13 protein-coding genes and 1 pseudogene are annotated in these 19,899 nt (G+C 69.8%); 8 read left to right on the forward strand and 6 right to left on the reverse strand.

What is annotated here, in order from left to right:
* Nucleotides 1-13: 13 nt before the first annotated feature.
* The 3 genes from AB0H28_RS24285 to AB0H28_RS24295 all read right to left on the reverse strand — a co-directional run bounded on the left by AB0H28_RS24285 (nt 14) and on the right by AB0H28_RS24295 (nt 10,825).
* Nucleotides 14-2,182 carry a UvrD-helicase domain-containing protein gene (locus AB0H28_RS24285; RefSeq protein WP_358044361.1) on the reverse strand — a complete coding sequence of 723 codons (2,169 nt, stop codon included), beginning with the start codon at nt 2,180-2,182 and terminating at the stop codon, nt 14-16.
* Nucleotide 2,183: 1 nt separating this feature from the next.
* Nucleotides 2,184-8,612 carry a DEAD/DEAH box helicase gene (locus tag AB0H28_RS24290; protein ID WP_358044364.1) on the reverse strand — a complete coding sequence of 2,143 codons (6,429 nt, stop codon included), beginning with the start codon at nt 8,610-8,612 and terminating at the stop codon, nt 2,184-2,186.
* A 140-nt stretch (nt 8,613-8,752) separates the two neighbouring features.
* Complete coding sequence (locus AB0H28_RS24295; protein ID WP_358044367.1) at nt 8,753-10,825, reverse strand: DUF262 domain-containing protein; 2,073 nt, start codon at nt 10,823-10,825, stop codon at nt 8,753-8,755.
* Between the two features lie 414 nt (nt 10,826-11,239).
* Between AB0H28_RS24295 and AB0H28_RS24300 the strand changes: the two genes are divergently transcribed.
* Entirely contained in the window at nt 11,240-12,652 is a 1,413-nt protein-coding gene (locus tag AB0H28_RS24300) for a hypothetical protein (RefSeq protein ID WP_358044370.1), read from the forward strand.
* A gap of 147 nt (nt 12,653-12,799) precedes the next feature.
* On the opposite strand, the gene AB0H28_RS24305 is transcribed toward AB0H28_RS24300, so the two are convergent.
* Nucleotides 12,800-13,198: a hypothetical protein gene (locus AB0H28_RS24305; RefSeq protein WP_358044372.1), complete on the reverse strand. Its 399-nt coding sequence runs from the start codon at nt 13,196-13,198 to the stop codon at nt 12,800-12,802.
* An 82-nt stretch (nt 13,199-13,280) separates the two neighbouring features.
* On the opposite strand from AB0H28_RS24305, the gene AB0H28_RS24310 reads away from it, so the two are divergent.
* The 7 genes from AB0H28_RS24310 to AB0H28_RS24340 all read left to right on the forward strand — a co-directional run bounded on the left by AB0H28_RS24310 (nt 13,281) and on the right by AB0H28_RS24340 (nt 18,836).
* Nucleotides 13,281-13,553: a hypothetical protein gene (locus AB0H28_RS24310; protein WP_222952787.1), complete on the forward strand. Its 273-nt coding sequence runs from the start codon at nt 13,281-13,283 to the stop codon at nt 13,551-13,553.
* A complete protein-coding gene (locus AB0H28_RS24315; protein ID WP_358044375.1) occupies nt 13,546-14,157 on the forward strand; it encodes a DUF6879 family protein in 612 nt (203 codons plus the stop codon). Before AB0H28_RS24310 ends, AB0H28_RS24315 begins: the two co-directional genes overlap by 8 nt.
* A gap of 3 nt (nt 14,158-14,160) precedes the next feature.
* Nucleotides 14,161-14,889 carry a hypothetical protein gene (locus AB0H28_RS24320; RefSeq protein WP_358044378.1) on the forward strand — a complete coding sequence of 243 codons (729 nt, stop codon included), beginning with the start codon at nt 14,161-14,163 and terminating at the stop codon, nt 14,887-14,889.
* The gene (locus AB0H28_RS24325; protein ID WP_358044381.1) at nt 14,886-16,556 is read left to right on the forward strand and encodes a tetratricopeptide repeat protein; all 1,671 of its coding nucleotides are present in this window, start codon (nt 14,886-14,888) and stop codon (nt 16,554-16,556) included. Before AB0H28_RS24320 ends, AB0H28_RS24325 begins: the two co-directional genes overlap by 4 nt.
* A gap of 221 nt (nt 16,557-16,777) precedes the next feature.
* Entirely contained in the window at nt 16,778-17,575 is a 798-nt protein-coding gene (locus tag AB0H28_RS24330) for a hypothetical protein (protein WP_358044384.1), read from the forward strand.
* Nucleotides 17,576-17,654: 79 nt separating this feature from the next.
* On the forward strand, nt 17,655-17,936 hold the full coding sequence (locus tag AB0H28_RS24335) for a hypothetical protein (RefSeq protein WP_358044387.1): 282 nt from the start codon (nt 17,655-17,657) through the stop codon (nt 17,934-17,936).
* 213 nt (nt 17,937-18,149) lie between these two features.
* On the forward strand, nt 18,150-18,836 hold the full coding sequence (locus AB0H28_RS24340; protein WP_358044390.1) for a hypothetical protein: 687 nt from the start codon (nt 18,150-18,152) through the stop codon (nt 18,834-18,836).
* Nucleotides 18,837-18,855: 19 nt separating this feature from the next.
* On the opposite strand, the gene AB0H28_RS24345 is transcribed toward AB0H28_RS24340, so the two are convergent.
* Together AB0H28_RS24345 and AB0H28_RS24350 are read right to left on the reverse strand one after the other, a co-directional pair.
* A complete protein-coding gene (locus AB0H28_RS24345; RefSeq protein WP_358044393.1) occupies nt 18,856-19,446 on the reverse strand; it encodes a hypothetical protein in 591 nt (196 codons plus the stop codon).
* Between the two features lie 370 nt (nt 19,447-19,816).
* A pseudogene (locus tag AB0H28_RS24350) lies at nt 19,817-19,899 on the reverse strand (IS5/IS1182 family transposase); the annotation flags it as partial.

Genomic DNA, 19,899 nt, shown 5'->3' on the forward strand with positions numbered 1-19,899 from the left:
CTGCGGTCTCCTCTCAGGGCAACTGTCGTTGCACGAGTCGGGCGGTCAGGAACGGGCTGGGCGTGCCGTGCCAGAAGACGGCCAGCTCGTCGCGCGGCCGGGTGGCGGCGACGAAGAGGAGCGACCGGTCCTTCTGGCGCTCCCGCTGGTAGCGCTTCGGATCGGTGTCCCGGTACCGGCTGATCATCTGTCGGGGTACGAGGCCGTCGCCGACCGCAGCGATGATCATGCGCTGGTATTCGAGGCCCTTGAACCGGTGCATGGTGCCGACGTGGATGCCGTCGGGCTGTTTCGGGCCGTCCGGGCCGATCTCCACGGCCGGGAGCCCGTCGGCTTCGAGCCGACTCAGTACCTCGGCCGCCAGGTCCTTCGTCGGGACGCAGACGGCCACCGAGCCGTCGACCGGGTTACCCCAGGCACGCACCTGTTCGGCGATCAGCTCCCGCTCCTGGGCCCAGGTCGGCACGCCACGGAACACCGGTGGCGCACCTCGCAGGAGCGAGCGGTAGCCGGCCAGGTCCTCCTCGCCGCCGTCCAGGTCGTCGTACACCTCCCCCGTCATGATCTGGAGGGCGTCGGCGAGGATCTGTCGCGTGGTGCGGTAGCTCAACGTGAGACGGGACGACCGGCCGCGGATGTTGATGCCGAGGCTGCCGAGCGTCACGTGATTGTCGTAGATGCGCTGGTGGGTGTCGCCGGTCAGGAAGAGGTCGTCGGGTCCCGGGGGCACCATGGCCCGCAGCATCTTCCAGTGCGCGGCGCTGAGGTCCTGCGCCTCGTCCACCACGATGTGGCGGTAGCGCGGGCGGCGGAGAGCGCCGGACGACTCCCCGGAGGCCTCCGCCCGGTCCATCTCCAGTCGGGCCGCCCGCTGGGCCACCTGGCGCCAGGTCCACACGCCGCGGTCTTCGAGCCACGAGGTGAAGCGCTCCGTCAGCTGCCAGATTTGATCCCGCTCCATACGGGTCAGGCTGCGGCCCCGGTTGGGCCGGCGTGCCTTGAAGTAGTCCGCGCGGGAGTTCAGCACCTGACCCAGGATCACCTGCGTCCACTCGGCGGCGAGGAAGTCGGCGTCCCAACCCGACTCGCCGGTCTCCAGAAGGAACTCGCCCCACAGGTCGAGGACCCGGTTGTCGTCGACGACACTGCGGTTCGCGCCGGCCTTCGCCTCGGTCACGACCCGGCTGGCCAGCCGGTCGATGTTGACGATGTCGACGCGGGCCACCAGGTCCTGACCGCCGAGCGCCAGCAGGCGGGTACGAAGGTCGGCGGCCAGGTTGCGGTTGAAGGTGGTCAGCAGGATGGGTTTGTCCGCACCGGGCGGAAGCTGCCGGGCCAGGTGGGCGACCCGGTGCAGCGCGACGATGGTCTTGCCGGTGCCGGGACCGCCGCCGACCCGGGCGGGACCGTTGTACTTCCGCTCGACCAGTTTGCGCTGGGTGGGGTGCAGGAAGATCTGCCAACGCTCGAAGGCCTCCCCGATGATCGCCTGCAACGCCTCGTCGTCGGACGTCACCTGGGTGGCGGGCCGTTCCACGGCCGCCTCGAAGTCCTCCGGGTCAACCGGCTCGTCGGCGCGCACCGGCTCGGTGACCTGCTGGAGCACCTCGTCGTAGGGGGTGCCGTCGAAGAGCGCGAAGAGCACGTCGGTGGTGAGTTGCGGCGCCCGGTCCAGCAGCTCCAGCAGCTCTGCCTCGGTGGTGAGTTCCCGGATCTGCGGCAGCAGCGGCTCGGAGACGCCGAGGTCGATGAGTTGGGCGTCGGTGTAGGCGTCGAAGAGCGGCTTACTCGCGGGCACCGGCTCGGGGTCCGGCGGGACGACCCGGCCGATGATGCTGTCACCGACGGGCGCCAGGTCGACGACTTCGATGCCACCGGTCACCCGGTTGATCCGGTACGCGTACCGCGAGAGGTCGTCGTACACCTCGCCGCGGTGCTTGACCGCGACGAGCAGGTAGTCCCGGTCGGCGATGTGGAGGAGGAGCGCCCGGTAGTCGCGGGTGACACGGGCGGACATCAGCCGGGAGTCGCCGTTGAGCGCCTTCAGCTTGAGCCCCGGGTTGGCCGGGTTGTCGCGGAACTTGTGCATGAACTCGTAGACCGCGCCGATGTCGGCGCGGGTGAGCTTCATGACCTCCTTGTCTGCGCGGTCCAGGATGCGCAGCATCGCTCCGGTGCTCATCTCAGTTTTCTCCCCCACTGGTCGTCGCGAGCTGCGCCGCCAGCTCCTCGGCAGACCATTCCCGCGCGGTCCGCGCATGCCAGCCCGCTTCGGCGTACGCCCGATCGCGGTCCTCGGTCTCCGGGTCGTCGGGCGGGCCGGTGAGCACGACGGCGACCCGCCGGTCCGGCCAGGCCAGCTCCGCCGGCCACGCCTGGTCGCCCAGCTCGTAGCCGACCACAGGCGCGGGCAGGTTGTGCCGCGCCAGTTGTTGCACGAGGGGCTCCAGGCGGCTCTCCTCGGGGTCCAAGTACCGCAGGACGTCCCGCCACGGCGACTGGTCGTCGACCCGGTCCGGCTGGGTCGGCGTCGGCTGCGGGGCGACACCGAGCCAGGTGGCGGTCTCCTCGTCCAATGGCAGCGCACGCTGGGCGAGCATCAGCCCGGTGCCCTCGGTGACCGCCAGGGACGCGGGTTCGAAGGCGTCCAGCGCGGAGACCGCGAGCTGGCCACCGTCGCCGCCACCGTGCACCAGGAACTGGATGACGTTGCCCCAGACGAGCCACGCCGCCCAGCGGTCCTTGTGGCCGGCGTCGGCCATCGCGGCGGGCAGATCGTCCACGACGGCCAGCGCCGACCAGGTCGGTAGCGGCTTGCTGCGGCCGTCCATCAGCACCGTCACCGGGCAGTCCGCGTTGTCCCGGGCCCGAGCCACCATGATGTGGCGTGCCGCGCCCGGTCCGGGCAGAGCGTCGCCGCGCAGGGCCGCCACCAGGCGTTCCACAACCCCGCCGGAATCGGTGGCGCTGTTTTCCCGGGCCTGCTTCAGTAGGCCGGCGAGCGTCGCCTCCGCGCGGCGCTGCCACCGGACGAGGTCGGGCTCGGCGAGGAAGCGCATCAGCTGCTCGATCGGGTTGGTCCAGATCGTCGCTTCCAGCTCGTCCGGGTCCGCGCCGGGCAGGAACTGCCGGTACCGTTCCCGGGCGGTCTGCTTGCAGACCCCGCCGTACGGCGTCCATCGCCCCGACCCGTCGGCGCTCCCCCAGGTCTTCACATCGTCCCAGGTGGCGGCGAAGACCAGGTAGCCGTGGGCGCGCAGTCGGGCCCGCTTCTCGGCGTCGTCGGCGAGCCGGTTGTACTGCGGCGAGGCATGATATTTGAACCCGTCGAGATAGACCACCACCTCCGGCGACGGCGCGTCGAGGCGGGTGAAGTGCACGTCGGGTCGCGTTCCCCGGACGGTGTTCTGCAACTTCATCTGCCAGTGCGTGATGTTCTGCCCACCGTCGCTGACGAACCGCAGGTCGGCGATCCGCGCGCCGTCGTGGTCCCGACGCCTGTCGATCCGCAGCCCGGAGCCCGCCGTCTCACCGAGCTTCAGCAACTTGCTGAGGAACTGGAGCTCCAGTTCGCTCTCCACCTGGTGGATCAGGGAGATCTCGTCGGTGCGGGTGCCTTCCTCGACGCCCCAGTTGTCGAGCAGCTTGTCGAGCATGCCCAGCGCCTCGTCCCGGCTCATCAGCGCGAAGTGCTCGTTGCGGGCGTAGCGCAGGAGGCAGCGGTGGCAGACCGGCTTGGCCTCGTTGCGGCAGTCGCAGTCGGCGATCTGCTGTCGGGCCAGGCGCAGAACGGCCCGGAACTCCTCCGGCTCGGCGAGGCGGTGGAGGTAGCCGGTGCCCTGCGGTTGGGTGTCGTAGACGACCACGAAGTTGCGGGTGCCGTCGCTCTGGCCGTCCGGCATGGTGGCCGAGATCGCCTGGAGGTGGGCCGGCTCGCCGCCGTACTGGGCCGCGATGCCGAGCTGGATCGCGGCCGCGAAGGACAACAGCCGCTCCTGCACCAGGGCGGTCGCCGCCGGGATCAGGATCCGCAGCGCTTCCGTCTCCAGCTCGTGCGCCAGGATCAGGTCGACGTGGGTGTCCGGCGCCGCCGCGGACCGGCGGTACGGGCACCAGGGCCGGTGGTGCTCGGCGCCCTGAATCACGGTGGCGCCGGAGGCCTGCGCTGCGAGCTGCTGGCTGACCACCGGGCTGCCGTCGACCGTGGTGCCGCCGCAGGACGTGCAGGTGTGGAACCGGTTGATCCGCACCTCCTCGCCGGCGAAGAGTTCGGCAGCCCGGTCGTAGCGCTGGGCGCCCAGGTTGAAGTGCCGGATCATGGCGTGCCGGCTGTAGTCCACGCCGAACGTGTCGTGCGCGTGCCGCCAGGACGATCCGACCTTCGCCGGGTCGATGTCGACCGCGACGGTGGTGGCGTAGAAGCGGCGGTCCCGGTCGTCGCTGTCGTCCCGGATCCGGGCGTCGTCGCGCTTGTCCCGGCTGTGGACGCGGGTCGGTTGGAGCACCTGGAACAGCCGGCCGTGGTCGGCGATGCCCCGGTCCGCGCAGCGCGGGCACGGGCTGGTGTCCTCCTTCGCCAGGTGGGTACGCACGTATCCGCACTGGGCGCAGACCCGCCACTGCTCGTAGGTGGGCCGGTCGGGCGGGCCGACGTCGAGCCCGGAGATCTCGTGCTTGTAGCCCCGCACGTAGTAGCTGTTGCCCGGGGCGATCTCGACGAGTGCGGGCCGGGCGGGGCGGGCGTACTCGCGCAGCTCGCTGTGGAACCGGCGGTCGCCGTCGACCTGCTCCTCCCAGGTCAGGGTGGCTTCCAGGTCGGTACGGCTGTCGATGAGCGCGTAGTTCGGCAGCAGCCCGAACTCGACCAGGGTGCCGTGCGCGGCGGCGGCGCTGACGTCCCGCAGTCGGCGGCGGACCGCGCCTTCCTCCGCCTTCAGCATCCGGATCTCGCGGGCGTGGTCGGGGTCGCTCGGCACGAGCGTGCCGCGGGCCCGGCTGATCTCCTGCAGGCGGCGTCGCAGGTCCGCCAGTCGCAGTTCCCAGTTCTCACCCGCCTCCTTGGCCCGGTGCACGATCCCGTCGACCGCGAACTCCCGCAGTTGCTCGACCGCGGACGGCAGGACCCGGTCACCGAAGAGTGCCAGGAAGTCCTCGACCAGCCGGACCCCGTCGCGGCGGCCGGCGTCGGCCAGGTTGGTCAGCCATCCGCTCGGGCCGAACAGGACGTGCGCGCGCCGGGGCATCGGTAGCACGCCGGGCATCCGGCCGCGGGCGGCGAGATCGATCAGGTGGGCGAGGTACTGCCGGCGCAGGATCTCGACGGCGGAGAGGAAGCAGCCGGGCGGCACGATCTGCCCGGCGATCATGTCGCGCGGCTCGGTCAGGTAGTAGCGGTCCCGTTCGCTGCGGCCGACCAGGGTGAGCACGAGCGCGTTGCCGCTCTTGCGACCGGCGCGACCGGCCCGCTGAACGTAGTTCGCCGGGCCGTGCGGAAGCGATGCGAGCACCACCGCGGAGAGCGCGCCGATGTCGATGCCCATCTCCAGCGTGGGGGTGCAGGAGAGCACGTTCGGGTCGGTGTACCGCTTCCCCCCGCGAAACTTCTGTTCCACGGTTTCCCGCTGGACCCGGGTGAGCATGCCGGTGTGTTCGCCGGTGACCACGCGGAAGACCGGGCTCTCCAGGTAGAGGCGGCGGTAGTAGTCGTCCGGCGCGGTGTCGTCGTGGACGGGTCGCAGTCGGCCGCGGCAGCGGTACTGCCGGCACGGCTGGCCCGTCCATTCGCCGACCCGGTCCGGGTGCTCGGTCTGCTGCCAGTGGCAGGTGTCGCAGCCGACCCCGGCCCGCACGGCGGAATCGTCGTCGAGCCGCGTGATCCGCAGGTGGCCGGGCATCAGCCCGTACACCGTGTTGCTGTCCTCGGTGTCGCCGGCCGCGACGACGTCGGCGGCGGCCAGGGCCGGCAGCAGCCGGGACAGGTAGACGCCGGCCTCCCCGTGGTCCATGCCGAGGCAGCGGGAGGTCCAGTCCTGATACCAGTTGCCGCGGGCGTTGATCGCGTCGAACTCGGAGCGGGACTTCGATGTGGTGAGCAGGAAGGCCGGCGCCGACACGCCGCGCGGGAAGGCGGGCATGCCGGCGGGACGGCCACCCCACACCTGCCACCGGGTGCCGCCGCGCCGAAGGTAGGGCACGAGCCACTCGTGGTAGACCGCACCTCGGGTGCGGAGTCGCTCCAGCAGGCCGCGCAGGAAGGCGAGGTAGCGGGCGTCTTCCGGCGGCGTGTCGCCGAGCTGACCGACTCCGGTCAGGTGCACGTCGCGGCAGATCGCGGCGGCCTTCGCCGGGTCGTCGAGGGCGACCTCGACGGCGACGCTGCGGGTCAGTTCCAGGGTGCGGCCCTGGCGGGAACGCAGCCCGGTCTCCATCACGGTGGCGAAGACGAGCCGTTCGCTGATCAGCGACCAGGTTTCCCGGCTGCCGTGGTGTTCGCCGGCGAGCAGGCTGTCGACGCCCGGCTGGTCGTGCAGGTCGGGCGGGACGACGGTGGAGAGGATCTCCGGTTGGGCGGCGGCCTCGACCATCTCGACGAAGAGGTCGTCCAACCCGACCGACTGTCCCGGCCGCAGGCGGCTGGCGAGCAGTGAGCGCAGCGAGAAGGCGTACGACCGGTTGGCCACGAATCCGGCGCGGTGCGCGGCGTCCTGCACGGAGTCGTTGAAGAGCAGCGTCTTCTTCTCGTGTGCGTCGAGTTCGCCGCCGGTGAACAGTTGGGTGATGGCCACCGAGGCGAGCGTGGCCAGCCCGGCTCCGAGGAACCGGATGCCGTGGTCCATCGAGCAGGACGGGCAGCGGTCCTTCTCCGCCGCGTCGATGGCGACGATGTCGCCGAGCACGACGATCGCGTCGTCGGACCGTACCCGGTCCCGATGCTCGTCGAAGGGACGGACCCGGCGGCCGTACTCCAGCACGAGCAGCCCGCCGGCCCGCTGCTGGATCTCGTCGTCGGTGGCGGCGATCAACGCCCGGACCCGGCGCTTGTCCCGGCCGACGCTGGCCCGGTAGATCTTGTCCGGGTCGGTCTCCAGCTCCTGCGGGTCCTTCTCCGGTGACAGCGCCATCCACCCCGACCGGCCGCAGTGCCGGCAGTAGACGGCCGGCAGGCGCGGATGGCGGTTGTCGGCGACCACCACGTCGGCGTCGGGCACGTACGGGTCGAGTTGGCGGGGCGGTTCGCCGTACCAGCCGAAGGCGGGCTGGTGGGAGGTGCCGCGCAGCAGCCGGGACACGGACCGTACCCACAGGTGCGTCTCGATGTTGAGGAGCGGACGACCGGGCGCGTCGGGGTTCTGGGCCAGCGACAGCAGGCCGACGAACCGGGCGAGCGCGCGGGCGGTCACCTCGGGGCGCGTCTTCATGGCGCTGCCCCAGCCGGTGGCGTTCTTGCGGGGCAGCACGTCGATGATCTCGTCGAGCGTGCACGGGCGGGCTTGGAGCGAGTCGAGCACCGCCTTGGTCAGCGGGTGCTGGCGCAGCAGCCCGCCGAGGCGTGGCGGGTCGTCGACGCAGCGCCGGCCGACCACCAGCTCGGCGACCTCGGCCATCATGGCTTCGGGGTCACGGGCGTCGACGGCGGCGAGCTGCTCCGGGCTGGGCAGCGGCAGGCCGAAGTCCTGCTGTTTCATGAACTCGCCGGGCTCGTAGCGGTCCTCCCCGACCAGTGACCCGGCGTCGAAGGCGACGCCGAAGACCTGCTCGGCGACCTCCCGGATGGCCGTCCGGCCGTCGCGACCGCCACCCTCGCCCAGGGTGGCGGAGGTGGCGACCGGGCAGATGCCGCCCAGCGGGCGGTCCGGCTCGGCGAGACCGAGCGCGGCGCCGAGCCGGCGCAGCAGCATCGCCACGTCCGTGCCCTGCGCGCCGTCGTAGGTGTGGAACTCGTCCAGCACCACGTACGCCGGCTCCGCGCCCTCCCAGAGCGGCAAGTCATCGCCGCGCTGAAGGAGCAGGTCCAACATCTTGTAGTTGGTGATCAGGATGTCGGGCGGGGTCCGCCGCATCTCCGACCGCTTGGTCATCACGTGCCGGTATTCGATGGCCGCGACGTCGCCGATGTAGAGGCCGGCGGTGACCCCGGCCAACGCCGGGTCGGCGAGCAGCTCGTTGATGCGCTGCGTCTGGTCGGTGGCGAGGGCGTTCATCGGATAGAGCAGGATCGCCTTGACCCCGGCCCGGCCCTGCTGCCGCTGCCGGCGACAGTGGTCGAGCACCGGGATCAGAAACGACTCGGTCTTGCCGGAACCGGTGCCGGTGGTGATCAGGGTCGGCTGGGCCGCCCGGCCACGCGTCGACAGCCGGGCGAACGCCTTCGCCTGGTGCAGGTAGGGGCTGAAGTCGGCCGGCGCCCAGTCCAGGCACGCCCGCCAGTCGCCCGCCGCCGGGCGGAAGGGGGTGCGGATCCGCAGGTACGGCCCGCGGAAGATGCCCTGCTCCGGGTGGGAGAGGAAACCCTCCAGACCTTGGCGTACGCCGTCCTCGGTCAGACCGAAGGTGGTGGTGAGGTATTGCGTGAGGGTCCGACGGAGGGTGTCGGCGGCGATCGTCGGTCTCATGAGCGGATCACCGACGCATGCTACTTTACCCCTTACCGGCCCCTGAACTGCCGGATGGGCTGAACCACGCGTGAGTCAGATTCGCGACAGGCATTCCTGCCCGCCAGCACCGATCACTCCGATGCTGGCGGGCAGGCTGGTCATGCGGCTGCCGGCTCCTCACCTTCCCCGTCCTCGCTGGTGTCGAGACCGACCTCGCGTGCTAGTTCGGTGGCCGTCATCCGCTGGTCAGCTGCCGCGCGACCCGCATGGTCGAAGCGCACACCCTCGGTCTCCAACACAGCCCGTGGGTCGTCGCGGCGTTCGGGGTCGGGCCAGCGGAAGTCTGCCGAGATAGCGCCGTCGATCTTCAACACGCGGTGGGCGTTCGGCACCTGCACACTGGCGAGGCGTCCGGCAACCGCGCGGTGGAATACGCCGACCACCTCGGCGATGTCCGAGTAGCTGGTCCAGCGGCCGGCGGGGATGCTGGCAAGCGCCTGGTTCATCAGGGACCAGCGTGGGCTGGGTGGGGTCACCGCAGCCGATTCGTCGGGGCCGGGCCAGATGAGCAGGACTCGGTCAGCGAGGGCTCGGCCACGCGCGAGGATCTCCGTTCGACCCCACCGGGGCGAGTCAGCGATTTCACGATTCATCGCGAGTCCGCTGTCGCGGAGGATCTTCTTCTTGGCCTCGAAACCGTCGTTGGCCAGCTTAGGGTTGTACGCGGTCAGGCTGAGATTCCCAAGCGTATGCACCAGGGAGCTGTGCAGTTCCTCCACGGTCTCGTCGGCCTCCAGGTCGGGGGCCAACATTTCCCGCCACTCGTCCGTCAGGGACTGCGGCAACACGTGCTCGATGGTGACCTTCGAGGTGTCGAAGTTGATGGGCTCCTTGTGCTCGAAGTCCTCCTCGATACAGCGCAGCACGTAGCTGCGCTGCGGCCCGCGACCCAGCCAGTAGAAGCTGTTCACCAGCACGGCATCGCGGATGTACTGGTCGGTGGGGAACTTCTTCCGGACCCCGGACAGCGCCCGCGTGATCGCTTTGGCCGAGGGAACCTGTTCCCCCAGGTCCTTGACCAGCGACATCAAGATCCGATTGGTGTTGGCACTGGCGATACCCGCGATCATGCGACGGACCAGGTAACTCTCGACGACACGTAATGCATCAGCGGCTTCGACCGAGCTGAGGCGGCGCGCCTCGTGCGCCAGCAGGACGTAGAGAGCGATGGGGTGGACCACTGCCGCACCCCAGCGGTCGAGCCGGTCCAACGCCCGCCGCAGGATCGGATCGGCAACCTCGCCCGGCTTCAGAATCTTGCGGAACAGGCGCGCCTTGTGATGGAGATCGATGATCCACTCTTCGATCGCGGCCTCACCGGACAATTGGCCGAGGCGCAGCTGCTGCGACTGGTAGATCGCCTCTTGGGTGGCGCGGTCGTCCCCACGGAGCACCAGGTCCAGCCAGACCAGGTCCTCAAGCTGCTTATCCGTGAGCAACTCCTGAAGCGGCAGCCAATGCCGTTCGTAGACGTGGTCACCCCGAGCGGGCAGGCGCATGAAGAGGTAGTTGCGCAGCAGGTCGGCCTGGGTGAGCGGCTGGCCGGTGTAGTTGAGGGACTCGAAGATGCGGTGGACGTTGTCATCCGGGTGCGCGGCGATTTCCACAAGGCTCAACCTCGCCGCCACTGCCTGCTCGATTCGAACCAGATCGTGATCATCGTCTGGGTCGTCGGCTTGGACGAGCGCGGCCCGGAAAAAGCGATACGCCTCTCCGATCCGGTCCTCACCACCGGCACCAGGGTCCCTTTCCAGGAGAGCCAACCACGCCGCTCGATCGGCCTTCGTGGGTAGCAGGGTGTACCGCTCTATTCCCGACGCATATTTGTTGAACAGGTACATATCGTCGATCTTTGCCGCCAGCTGCGTATCAGACTCTCGAACATAATCCCGAATCGCACACAGAAGGATACTCAGCGTAGTCAGCCGCTGTTGCCCGTCCACGACGAGCCAGCTCTGCACGCCGGTCGGCGTGTTGGCTGGACTGGGTGCGAGAACCACCGAGCCGAGGAAGTGTGTGGCGTTGTCACTCACCTCCGTCACCCGCATCACGTCAGCCCAGACCTGTGCGAGGTCCTTGCGCTTCCAGCTGTAGCGACGCTGGTAGAGCGGCACGACGTACTGCTTCTCGCCTTGCAGCAGGTTACGGACGGTCGTCTCGTTCGCCTTCAAGTACTCTCCCCAAGGGACCATGCAGCTCGGCTGCGCGGACGCGAAAGCCGTGCGCACACTGCTACCTGTCCATTGCGAATGATGTCAACGAAACTGTAAGAATGTCGGCTGATCGACCTTGTCGCCGGACTCGCCACGAGCGCCCAATGCGGGTGGCTGCCTCCACCGCCCTTAGCGTCGGTCCGCCCCACTGCGGTCACGACGAACCATCACGGTGATCACCCCGGCCGAACGGCCCTCCCCCGCCCGAGACCGGCGAAGGTCGGCAGGTCAGCCCGGACCGGTCGGCGTCCCTCCGCAGGCGCCTTCGCCAAAACTCGCCGCGCAGCAGTCCGGCTGCATTGACACTGAGCGTTTGATCGATAACCCTGGGTACCCAGAAGAAGCGCTGCGCCTCACCCCTCGGAGGTAAGCGTGAAGATCGAATCACTGGTGCGATCCCTCAGCACCGAGTCGACGCTCGCAGTCGAGTCGTCCGAGCAACTTGTCACCGATGTGCTCACATACGCCAAGGATCGCGCCCGGGACAACGACGCCTACCGCTACGGCAAACCGCCGAGCCCGATCCACATCGGCGCGGCAGTCCGCACCAGCCCCGCAGAGGTGTTGCACGAGCTGGGCGTGGCCACCACGTTCCTGACCGCGTCGCCGCTGGCGCAGGTGGCCCGGCACTGGGCCCATGTCCGCTACTGCGCGACGCTGGACGTACGCGACGGCCATCTCGCGTTGTCCCGGCACGCTGGGAACGTGGTGTATCACCACAAGGTTGCCCAGTCGGAGCAGCTGGGCATCGGGTTGGCCCTGGTGGTGGCGAAGGCCGTGCTGCGCCGGCAGCATCCGCGCTGGGACTTCCACGCCGTCGACGCGGAGGTGGCGTTGAAGGCGGGCTTCCTCGACGGCGTCGGTGAGGTCGCCACCGCGCCGAGGACCACCAAGCGACCGGACTACATTCTGCTGGGTCACCATCGCTCAGGTCGGCACAACGGCATGAAGATCGTGGTCCTGGAGTGCAAGGGCACCCATAAGTCCCCGGGTTTCGCGCACGGGCAGCTCGCCCGCGCGGCTGTGCAGGTGGACGCGCTGCGGGTGGGTGGGCGCAGCCAGCCGTCGCTCATGGTGGCCTCCTACCTGTCCCGGGCTCGAATCACCTCGTACGTGCTGGACCCGCCAGGGGACGGCGAGCTGTGGTCGGGCGCGGACGACGAGTTGGACGAGTTGCTGGGTGCTGCTCCCGGCGACCAGGACTGGCGGCCGCAGCCCGCACCGCCCGACGAGGCCCGCACGTGGGAGGTGCCACCGGAGGCCGATCCCCCGGCCGACGACACGGACGTCCTCCCCACCGAGGAACTGCCGCCCGGGCGCCCCGACGTGTTCGACATACCTGCGGAGCGGCGTGGCTGGTTCACGCAGATCCTGACCCGTGCCGCGGCGGCGACCGCGCTTCTCTTCGCCGGTGACAACGGCACCGCACGCGACTACGCGACACCGCGCCAGCGCGACGAACCGCCCGAGCTTGGGCAGCAGACTCTGTTCGATCTCGACCTGCCCTGGGAGTCGAGCACCGCGCGAACGCTCCGGCTGCCCAACGGGCTGCGGGCGGAGGGCACCCGCTACCGGGCGCCACTGCCGGACAACGAGATCCTGGAGGTCTTCCGCGGTGTGGAGAGCGGCCTCTACCGGCAGCTCGCGGACGGTCGGCTCGGCGCGTACTTCCGAGCCGCGCCGCGAACCTTTCGCCAGTGGTCGCGAACCCCCCTTAACGGCGGGGTGCTGTCGGTCGGCCGCGACGGCACGGTCCTCGTCGTGCGGCGCGCAGAGGGGCGCTGATCCCGGCGGCCGCCCTCGACGGACCGGTTTCGGGCTGAACCGTCCGTGAGTCAGTCGGACGACATCCATCCCTGGGCACCCCACGCCTACCCCGCGACGACCTGAGCTCGAGCGAAGCCCAGCAACGGGACTCTGACGTCGGCGTGGTCAGCGCCGGGTGGTGCCGTCGCCGAGGTGGATCCCGCCGTGGACGTCGCGTGCCTGGACGACTGGCCCGTGCACGTCACCGGAGACTGAGTTCGCCACGCCGCCGGCTCCCTCGGCGATCACCGCGTCGGCCCGCGACCATCGCGAACGCAGCTCGGCCACAAAGGACGGGTCGCGGCGTGACTCGTCGTCCAACAGGTCGGCGAGACGGTTCACTGCCTGCGGCGTGGGCTGCGACAGGGCGCCTTCGACAATTTCTCGCGCGGCCGGGTCGTGGGAGAAGCGGGCCCGCAGGAAATCGATCAGGGACGCCACCGCCGTCCGCCCGCTCTCGGCCAGCTCGGTGGTCGCCCAGGCGATGAGCGTCGTCGCCGCGGTGACCATGACCGGATCTGCCATCCGACGCCTCCAATCGCTCCGCCATCAAGCGCACTCGATGTTACCCTGAGTGTCGATACGCATACCTCTTCAGGAGGCCGGCATGAGCGGGCAGCGTTGGGAAGCGAACCCTACCGCCGAGCTGAAGCGCCGCTGGGGCAAGTCCTCGCACGAGTTGGGCAACACCTCCGGTGACGGCAGTTGTCCCGATGTGTGGGAACTGAGCAACGGCGACGTGGCGGTGATCGGGCAGGACCTCACCGAGACATACCGGGGGCGACTGCCCGAAGGAGTCTCGGTGGACCCGGGTGAGCGGCTTATCATCATTCCCCGATCGACAATGATCGCGGCGAAGGTGGACATACCTGATGCATGAGCTGTTCGACGGCGACACCGGCGAAAGTCTGGGCCTGGAGGACTACTGGGCTGACTTCGAGAAACGATTCTGGCAGACCGGCGACCCGGGCTTCTGGAAGCTGGAGCGCCAGCAGACCTTCAAGGAACCCGGTGACGAGGGGTGGGAGGCGTTCGCCGCCGGGCGCTGGGAGGACTCACTGCGGATCCTCGACGGTCGCCGCCCTGAGTTCGAGGATTACTACCGCCGCATCGCCGACAACGGCTTCGCCACCCGCAGGGTCCGCGTCGTCGAGGAACCGCTGACGCCCTACCTGCAGTGGGAGTTGCATGTGCTGCGGCTGCGCCACGAGTACGGCGGACTGACCCGGGTGGTGGGCGTCGACGCGGTGGCGACGGCCGAGCCGCGCGGTCCACTGCCGGAGATCTACACCCTCGGCACCGAGGTGATGTACGAGGCGGTCTACGACGCCGACGGCGTGCTGGCGTCCGCCCGCCGCTGGCGTGACCCCGAACTGGTGGCGCGCTGCCAGGCCTACATCGAGTCGCTTTACCGACGCGGTGAGCCGCTGGATGCCTTCTTCGACCGGACGGTGGCGCCGTTGGAGCCTCCTCGCGCGAGGTGAATCGTGAACGGGGTCGGGTCGGACGAGGCCGGGCACCCGCGGGCGCACGTGAACCGGTCCGAGGTGTCCGGCCCGGCGGAGCTGGTCCAGGCGCGCGACGTGTACGGCGGCGTGCACTTCCACGGCGACGCGGCGGCCCCGGACGTGCCGCAGCAGCTACCCGGTGACGTACGCGGCTTCGTCAACCGGGTCGACGAGCAACGGGCGCTGGACCGCTTGCTGTCCGACGGGCACCGCCGCGCCGAAGTCACCCTGTCGGTGATCACGGGCACGGCCGGTGTCGGCAAGACCGCGCTGGCCCTGCACTGGGCACACCATGTCCGGCACCGCTTTCCCGACGGGCAGCTCTACGCCGACCTGCGCGGCTACGACCCCGGCGAACCGGCCCAGCCCGGACAGATCCTCGACCGATTCCTGCGCGCCCTGGGCGTACCACCGTCGGCCGTGCCGGTCGACCTCGACGACCGGGCGGCGCTGTACCGGTCCCGGCTGGCCGGCCGGCGCGTACTGGTGATGTTGGACAACGCCGCGACGGCCCGGCAGGTGCGCCCGCTGCTGCCCGGCTCCGATTTGAGCCTGGCGGTGGTGACCAGCCGTAACCTGCTGTCCGGTCTGGCCACCCGCGACGGCGGCCGGCGGCTGACCTGCGCATCCTCGCCGAGGACGACGCGGTCACCCTGCTGCGGGACGTCACTTCGGCCTACCGCAGCGGCGACGACCCCGACGAGTTGACCGAGTTGGCGCGACTCTGCGCCCGGTTGCCCCTGGCGCTGCGTATCGCGGCCGAGCGGGCGGCGAGCCGGCCGTTCATGCCGCTCGGTGAGCTCATCGATGACCTGCGCGACGAGTCGGCGCTGTGGGACGCGCTCACCGCGGAGGAGGGCGAGGAGTCCGACGCGGTCCGCGCGGTCTTCGCCTGGTCCTACCGGGCGCTGAACCCGACGGCGGCCCGGCTCTTCCGGCTACTCGGGCTGCACCCCGGCCCGGACCTGACCGCACCGGCTGCCGCCGCGCTGATCGGCGCGGCGACATCCCGGGTACGTCAGCCGCTGGACGCGTTGGTCGCCGCGCACCTGCTGGAGCAGAACGCGCCGGGGCGCTACCAGCTCCACGACCTGCTGCGCGCCTACGCCGTGGACCAGGTCCGGCACCTGGAGAGTTCGGAGGACCGGCGGGCGGCGCTGAGCCGCCTCCTGGACTGGTATCTGCACACCGCCGACGCGGCGCTGGACCGCACTCTGCCCTTCTACCGGACCGTGCCGTTGGACCCGCCGGCCGACGTCACGCCGCTGGCCTTCGCGACCAGCGGCGACGCGGACGCCTGGCTCGACGCCGAGCGGGACAACCTGGTAGCTGCCACCCGGATGGCAGCGGAGGCCGGCTTGCAGCGGACCGCGTGGCAACTGGCGGCGCTGCTGCGCAGCGTCTTCATGCACCGCAACGCCTTCGAGAGCTGGTTCGCCACCGCCCGGATCGGGTTGGAGGCAGCCCGCACACTGGACGATCGGCGAGGCCAGGCGGAGGCACTGGAGAGCCTCGGCAAGGCGCACTTCCAGGCCCGCCAGCTCACCGAGGCGGCCGAGCACCATCGGGCCGCGCTGACCATCCGGCGGGAGATCGGCGACGTTCGCGGCACGGCGGTGTCGATCAACGCGCTCGGGCTGCTGGGCCTGCGCCACCGGCGGCTCACCGACTCGCTCACCCACTTCGGCGAGAGCCTGGCGATCTTCGAGCAGCTCGGTGATCAGCGCTGGCGGGCGCTGTTGTTGAGCAACCTCGCCGAGACACGCTATGAGATCGGGGACCTTTCCGAGGCCGCCGAACTGCTGGAGCGGGCGCTCGCGGTGCAGCGGAGCATCGACGACCGCGGGCAGGAGGGCAATTCGCTGTTCTTCCTCAGCATGACGCTGCGCGAACTCGGCCGGGTGGCTGAGGCAGCCGTGGCGATCGAACGGGCGGTGGCCATCGCTGAGGAGGACGCCAACCAGGTGTGGTTGGCGCACTGGCTGGTGGAGCGCGCCCGGGTGCTGCGCGCCTCGGGCCGGCCGGCCGAGGCGCTGGAGGCGGTGCACCGGGCGGCCACGATCCAACGCGAACTCGGTGACCGCAGCCGCGAGGCGATGGCGCTGGACGGCGCCGGCGAGGCGTACCGGGAGCTGGGGCAGGCGGACGAGGCGATCGCCTTCCACCTGCGGGCGGCGGCGGTGCACCGGCAACTCGGCGACGACTGGCAACTGGCGCTGACACTCGACCACCTGGCCGCCGCCTTGGCGGCGGCCGGCCGCGCCGACGAGGCGGCACAGCACCGGCGGGAGGCGTACGCCCTGCTGGCTCGGTTCGCCGACGCCAGGGCCGCCGCGTTCCGCGAACGCCTCGCCGCGTCCCTCCCGGAGGGCTGAACCTCGGGTGTACGCACAACCCACAACCGTGCGGAAAAGGTCGACGCCCGTTGATCGTGGTCAACCAATGACGCGGGCCGGTCAGGTCCCCGTATCGATGACCGAGCCGATCGCCGTCCATCAAGGACTATCGGTGGCTTCCATGCGTTGCGCGACCGCCATAGTGTCGACTGCCTCACATACGGTGACTCACCCCGACGGCACCGGAGGGCACCTTGGTCATGAGGCGCACCATCACCGACTGGTATGCCAACGCGGAAGGTCGGGATGCGGCCGACTTTCGGCGCGACTGGGAGAACGACGATCGGCCTGATCGCAACCCCGACACCTGGCTCGACCGATTGAAGCCGTCGGAGCGACCAGTGGCTGCCCGCTCTTCGCGCCGTGCCGCCTCGACCTCGCGGAGAAGCAGCCCTGGACGGGTGCCGACACAGCGGGAGCTGGCGGATGCTGCCCGTGAGCTTCAGGCGCGTATGCGCGGCATCAAGGACAAGACGCTCGTCCGCCATCTCCGACAGAGCGGCTGGCCTGACGTTTCCGCGGAGCAGGTACGCAAGGCGCTGCGCGCCCATCCGGTCCGATCGAACGCGCAGTCCCACCGAACCGTCATTGTGCCCACCCGCACCCAGACCTCGTCGACGACGAGGGCGAAGTCCGGCGGAACCATCACAGTGATCACTCCCCCTACCGCGACCCGGAAGCCGGCGAAGGTCACAACCGCTGCCCGCAATCGACCTTCTCTGGCCGAGGTAATACGCGTTGTCCAGGCAAGCCATCCGGGCATCGGCATCAAGCTGTTGGCCCAGGAGGTCAGGGCACGCGGCTGGCCGACGGCCACCAAGAAGCAGGTGCAGGCCGCTCGGCAGTCATTGCGACCGATTCCGCCACAGCCGACTCCGGCGATGTTGAAGGCACTGGCCTCTACTTCATCGCTGCGGACCGTGCGAGCCCCCCACCCCGACGCTTGCTTCGCGTGCGGCGTCGTGCCTTCGGCGCTCGGGTCGTGCCGTTGTTCCTGACGCCGACCACCAATCTGATCAGCCGGCACTGGCCGGTCGCGCCGGGCCGGCACGGCACCGAGATCCGGTCGGGCCGCCCGTGAGCGCGTGGCTCCGCTGGAAGCTCGCCGTGCCCCTGATCCTGTTGAGCCTGCTGATGCTCGTACCGGCGTTATTCGGCACCGTGATGTGGTGGTCGGAGTTCGGCGTGACCTACCGGCTCCTCAGCGTCGCGATCTGCCTGGTCGTCGCCGGGCAGCTCGGGGTCGCGGTCTCGATCGGTGTACGCCCGGCCTGGGACGTGCGGTGGCTGCGGATCGGGCTGGTGTTGGCCGCGATCCTGGTCTCCTGCGGGCTGGCTGCGCTGCGGCGATCGGTGTGACGGAAGCCGACCACATCGCCCGCTGGTGTCAAGGTCCCATCGGCGGGACCGGATGAACACGACGTGGTCACCGGGTGACCTTTCGTACCGAGTGGACGGACGCTTCTGATCTTTCGGCGGCCAGGTGCCCCCGCATAACCTGACCCACTGCGGCCGAGCGCGACGCGGCTCGGGCCGTCCATCCCCACGCGCCTCGACCAAGGAGTTTCCGGCATGACCTCGGATGCCCTCGACGGACCGGTTTCGGAAGTAGCCGTACCCGGGCAGCGGGTCCTCGACCTCCTGGACAAGGCGATCGCCGTCCAGAGCCCACTGGTGCGCAAGAACATCGCCCGGGCCCGCCAGCGGAACCCGGAGGCGACACCCGAGGAGGTGATCCGCAATCTGGAACGCATGTACGTCAGCGCCCTGACCGGAACGGGAGCCGCGGTCGGCGGGGCCGCAGCGGCACCGGGCGTCGGCACGGGCATCGCCCTGGCGCTGTCGGCCGGCGAGGCGCTCTCCTCGCTCGAACTGAGCGCCCTCTTCGCGCTCTCAATCGCCGAGGTCCACGGCGTCGGCATCGACGAGATCGAGCGCCGCCGCACGATCGTCATGGGCATCATGCTCGGCGGGTCCGGCTCGGCCACCATCACCAAGGTCACCGAGCGTACCGGGCAGCACTGGGGACGCCAGGTCGTCGCCAAGGTGCCGATGGAGACGTTGCGGCAGATCAACAAGGTCCTGGGCCGGCACTTCGTCACGAAGTACGGCACCAAGCAGGGCATCATCGTGCTCGGCCGGGTGGCACCGTTCGGGATCGGCGCGCTGATCGGTGGTGGCGCCAACGCCGCCATGGCCACCCTCGCGGTGAAGGCCAGCCGCCGCGCGTTCGGTCCGCCGCCGCCGTCGTGGCCATAAGCGGGGGTGCGCGCTGCCGTCAGCCTCCCGCCGTCCCGTATACGCCTCGCTCCACAACCGATGGCTTGGCCGGAAACTGCGCCAGACCGGTCCAGTCCTCCAACGCGGCGACGAGGATCTTCTTGACCTGAGTCTTGGCCTCCTCCAGCGCGAGATTGATGAAGCACTGGCATCTCGTCAGGTCGTTGCCGTTGACCACGCACAACAGCACCCCGGCTACCTGCAACCCCCGCGCCGTGGCGACCATCTTGGCGTCCGGCGGCAGCGGGATGCCGGACGCGAGTTCGCGGGCGAACGACTGCACGACCCGGTCGCCGCCCAGTAGTGAGGCGAGCCAGGCCGCGACCGCTCCGACCGGGTCGTGCAGCTTCTTCTTGCCCGCCAAAATCGCCCCGGCCAGGCGTGCCAGCAGCTTGCACCGCCTCCGCCGTCGGTGGCTGAAGAGTCGCCTCCAGGTCTCCTCGGTCACGTACTCCGTGGCGCGGTCCGACACGACCTCGACCCACCCGTCGGTGAGGACGGAGGCGCAGAACTCAGCGGCCTTCTTGACCCGCTCCTGCTCGCGACGTTCCCTGCCACCGCCGCCCACGCCGCTGGGTGCCGCGCTCATGCCGGTGACCCGCCGCCTTTGGCGTTGCACGCGGCTGCTCCCCCGCGTCTTCCTCTCCTTGGGATGCCGTGGGCCAGCCTCCGGTATCCCGAGGTGCTTGTGGCAGCGAATCCCCGCGATCCGTACAGGGTTCTTGCAGAGGGTGTTGTCCTGGCACCGCGCACGGCACTTCGGCATCTGACAATCATCACCACGCCTGGTCGGAATGACTGTCAGAAGATATACGGATGCACACTCGCGGTTTCGGAAGCACGTCGTCTTCACGGCCCGGGCATGGGAATTGCACGAACGTGAATAGCGCGACGTGGTCTTGTAGAGTCAGATGTCGCAATTGTTTTCGGTCGCGGTTCCGAAAGATAGTGAGCCTTTTTCATCCTGCGTAGCGGTTGGCTTCGACGTGGTGCAGAACGAGGATGGCCTGCACGATCGGAGTCGCTCGTCGTGGGCAACAGC

This window comes from Micromonospora sp. NPDC050980, assembly GCF_040653835.1.
Classification (GTDB): domain Bacteria; phylum Actinomycetota; class Actinomycetes; order Mycobacteriales; family Micromonosporaceae; genus Micromonospora.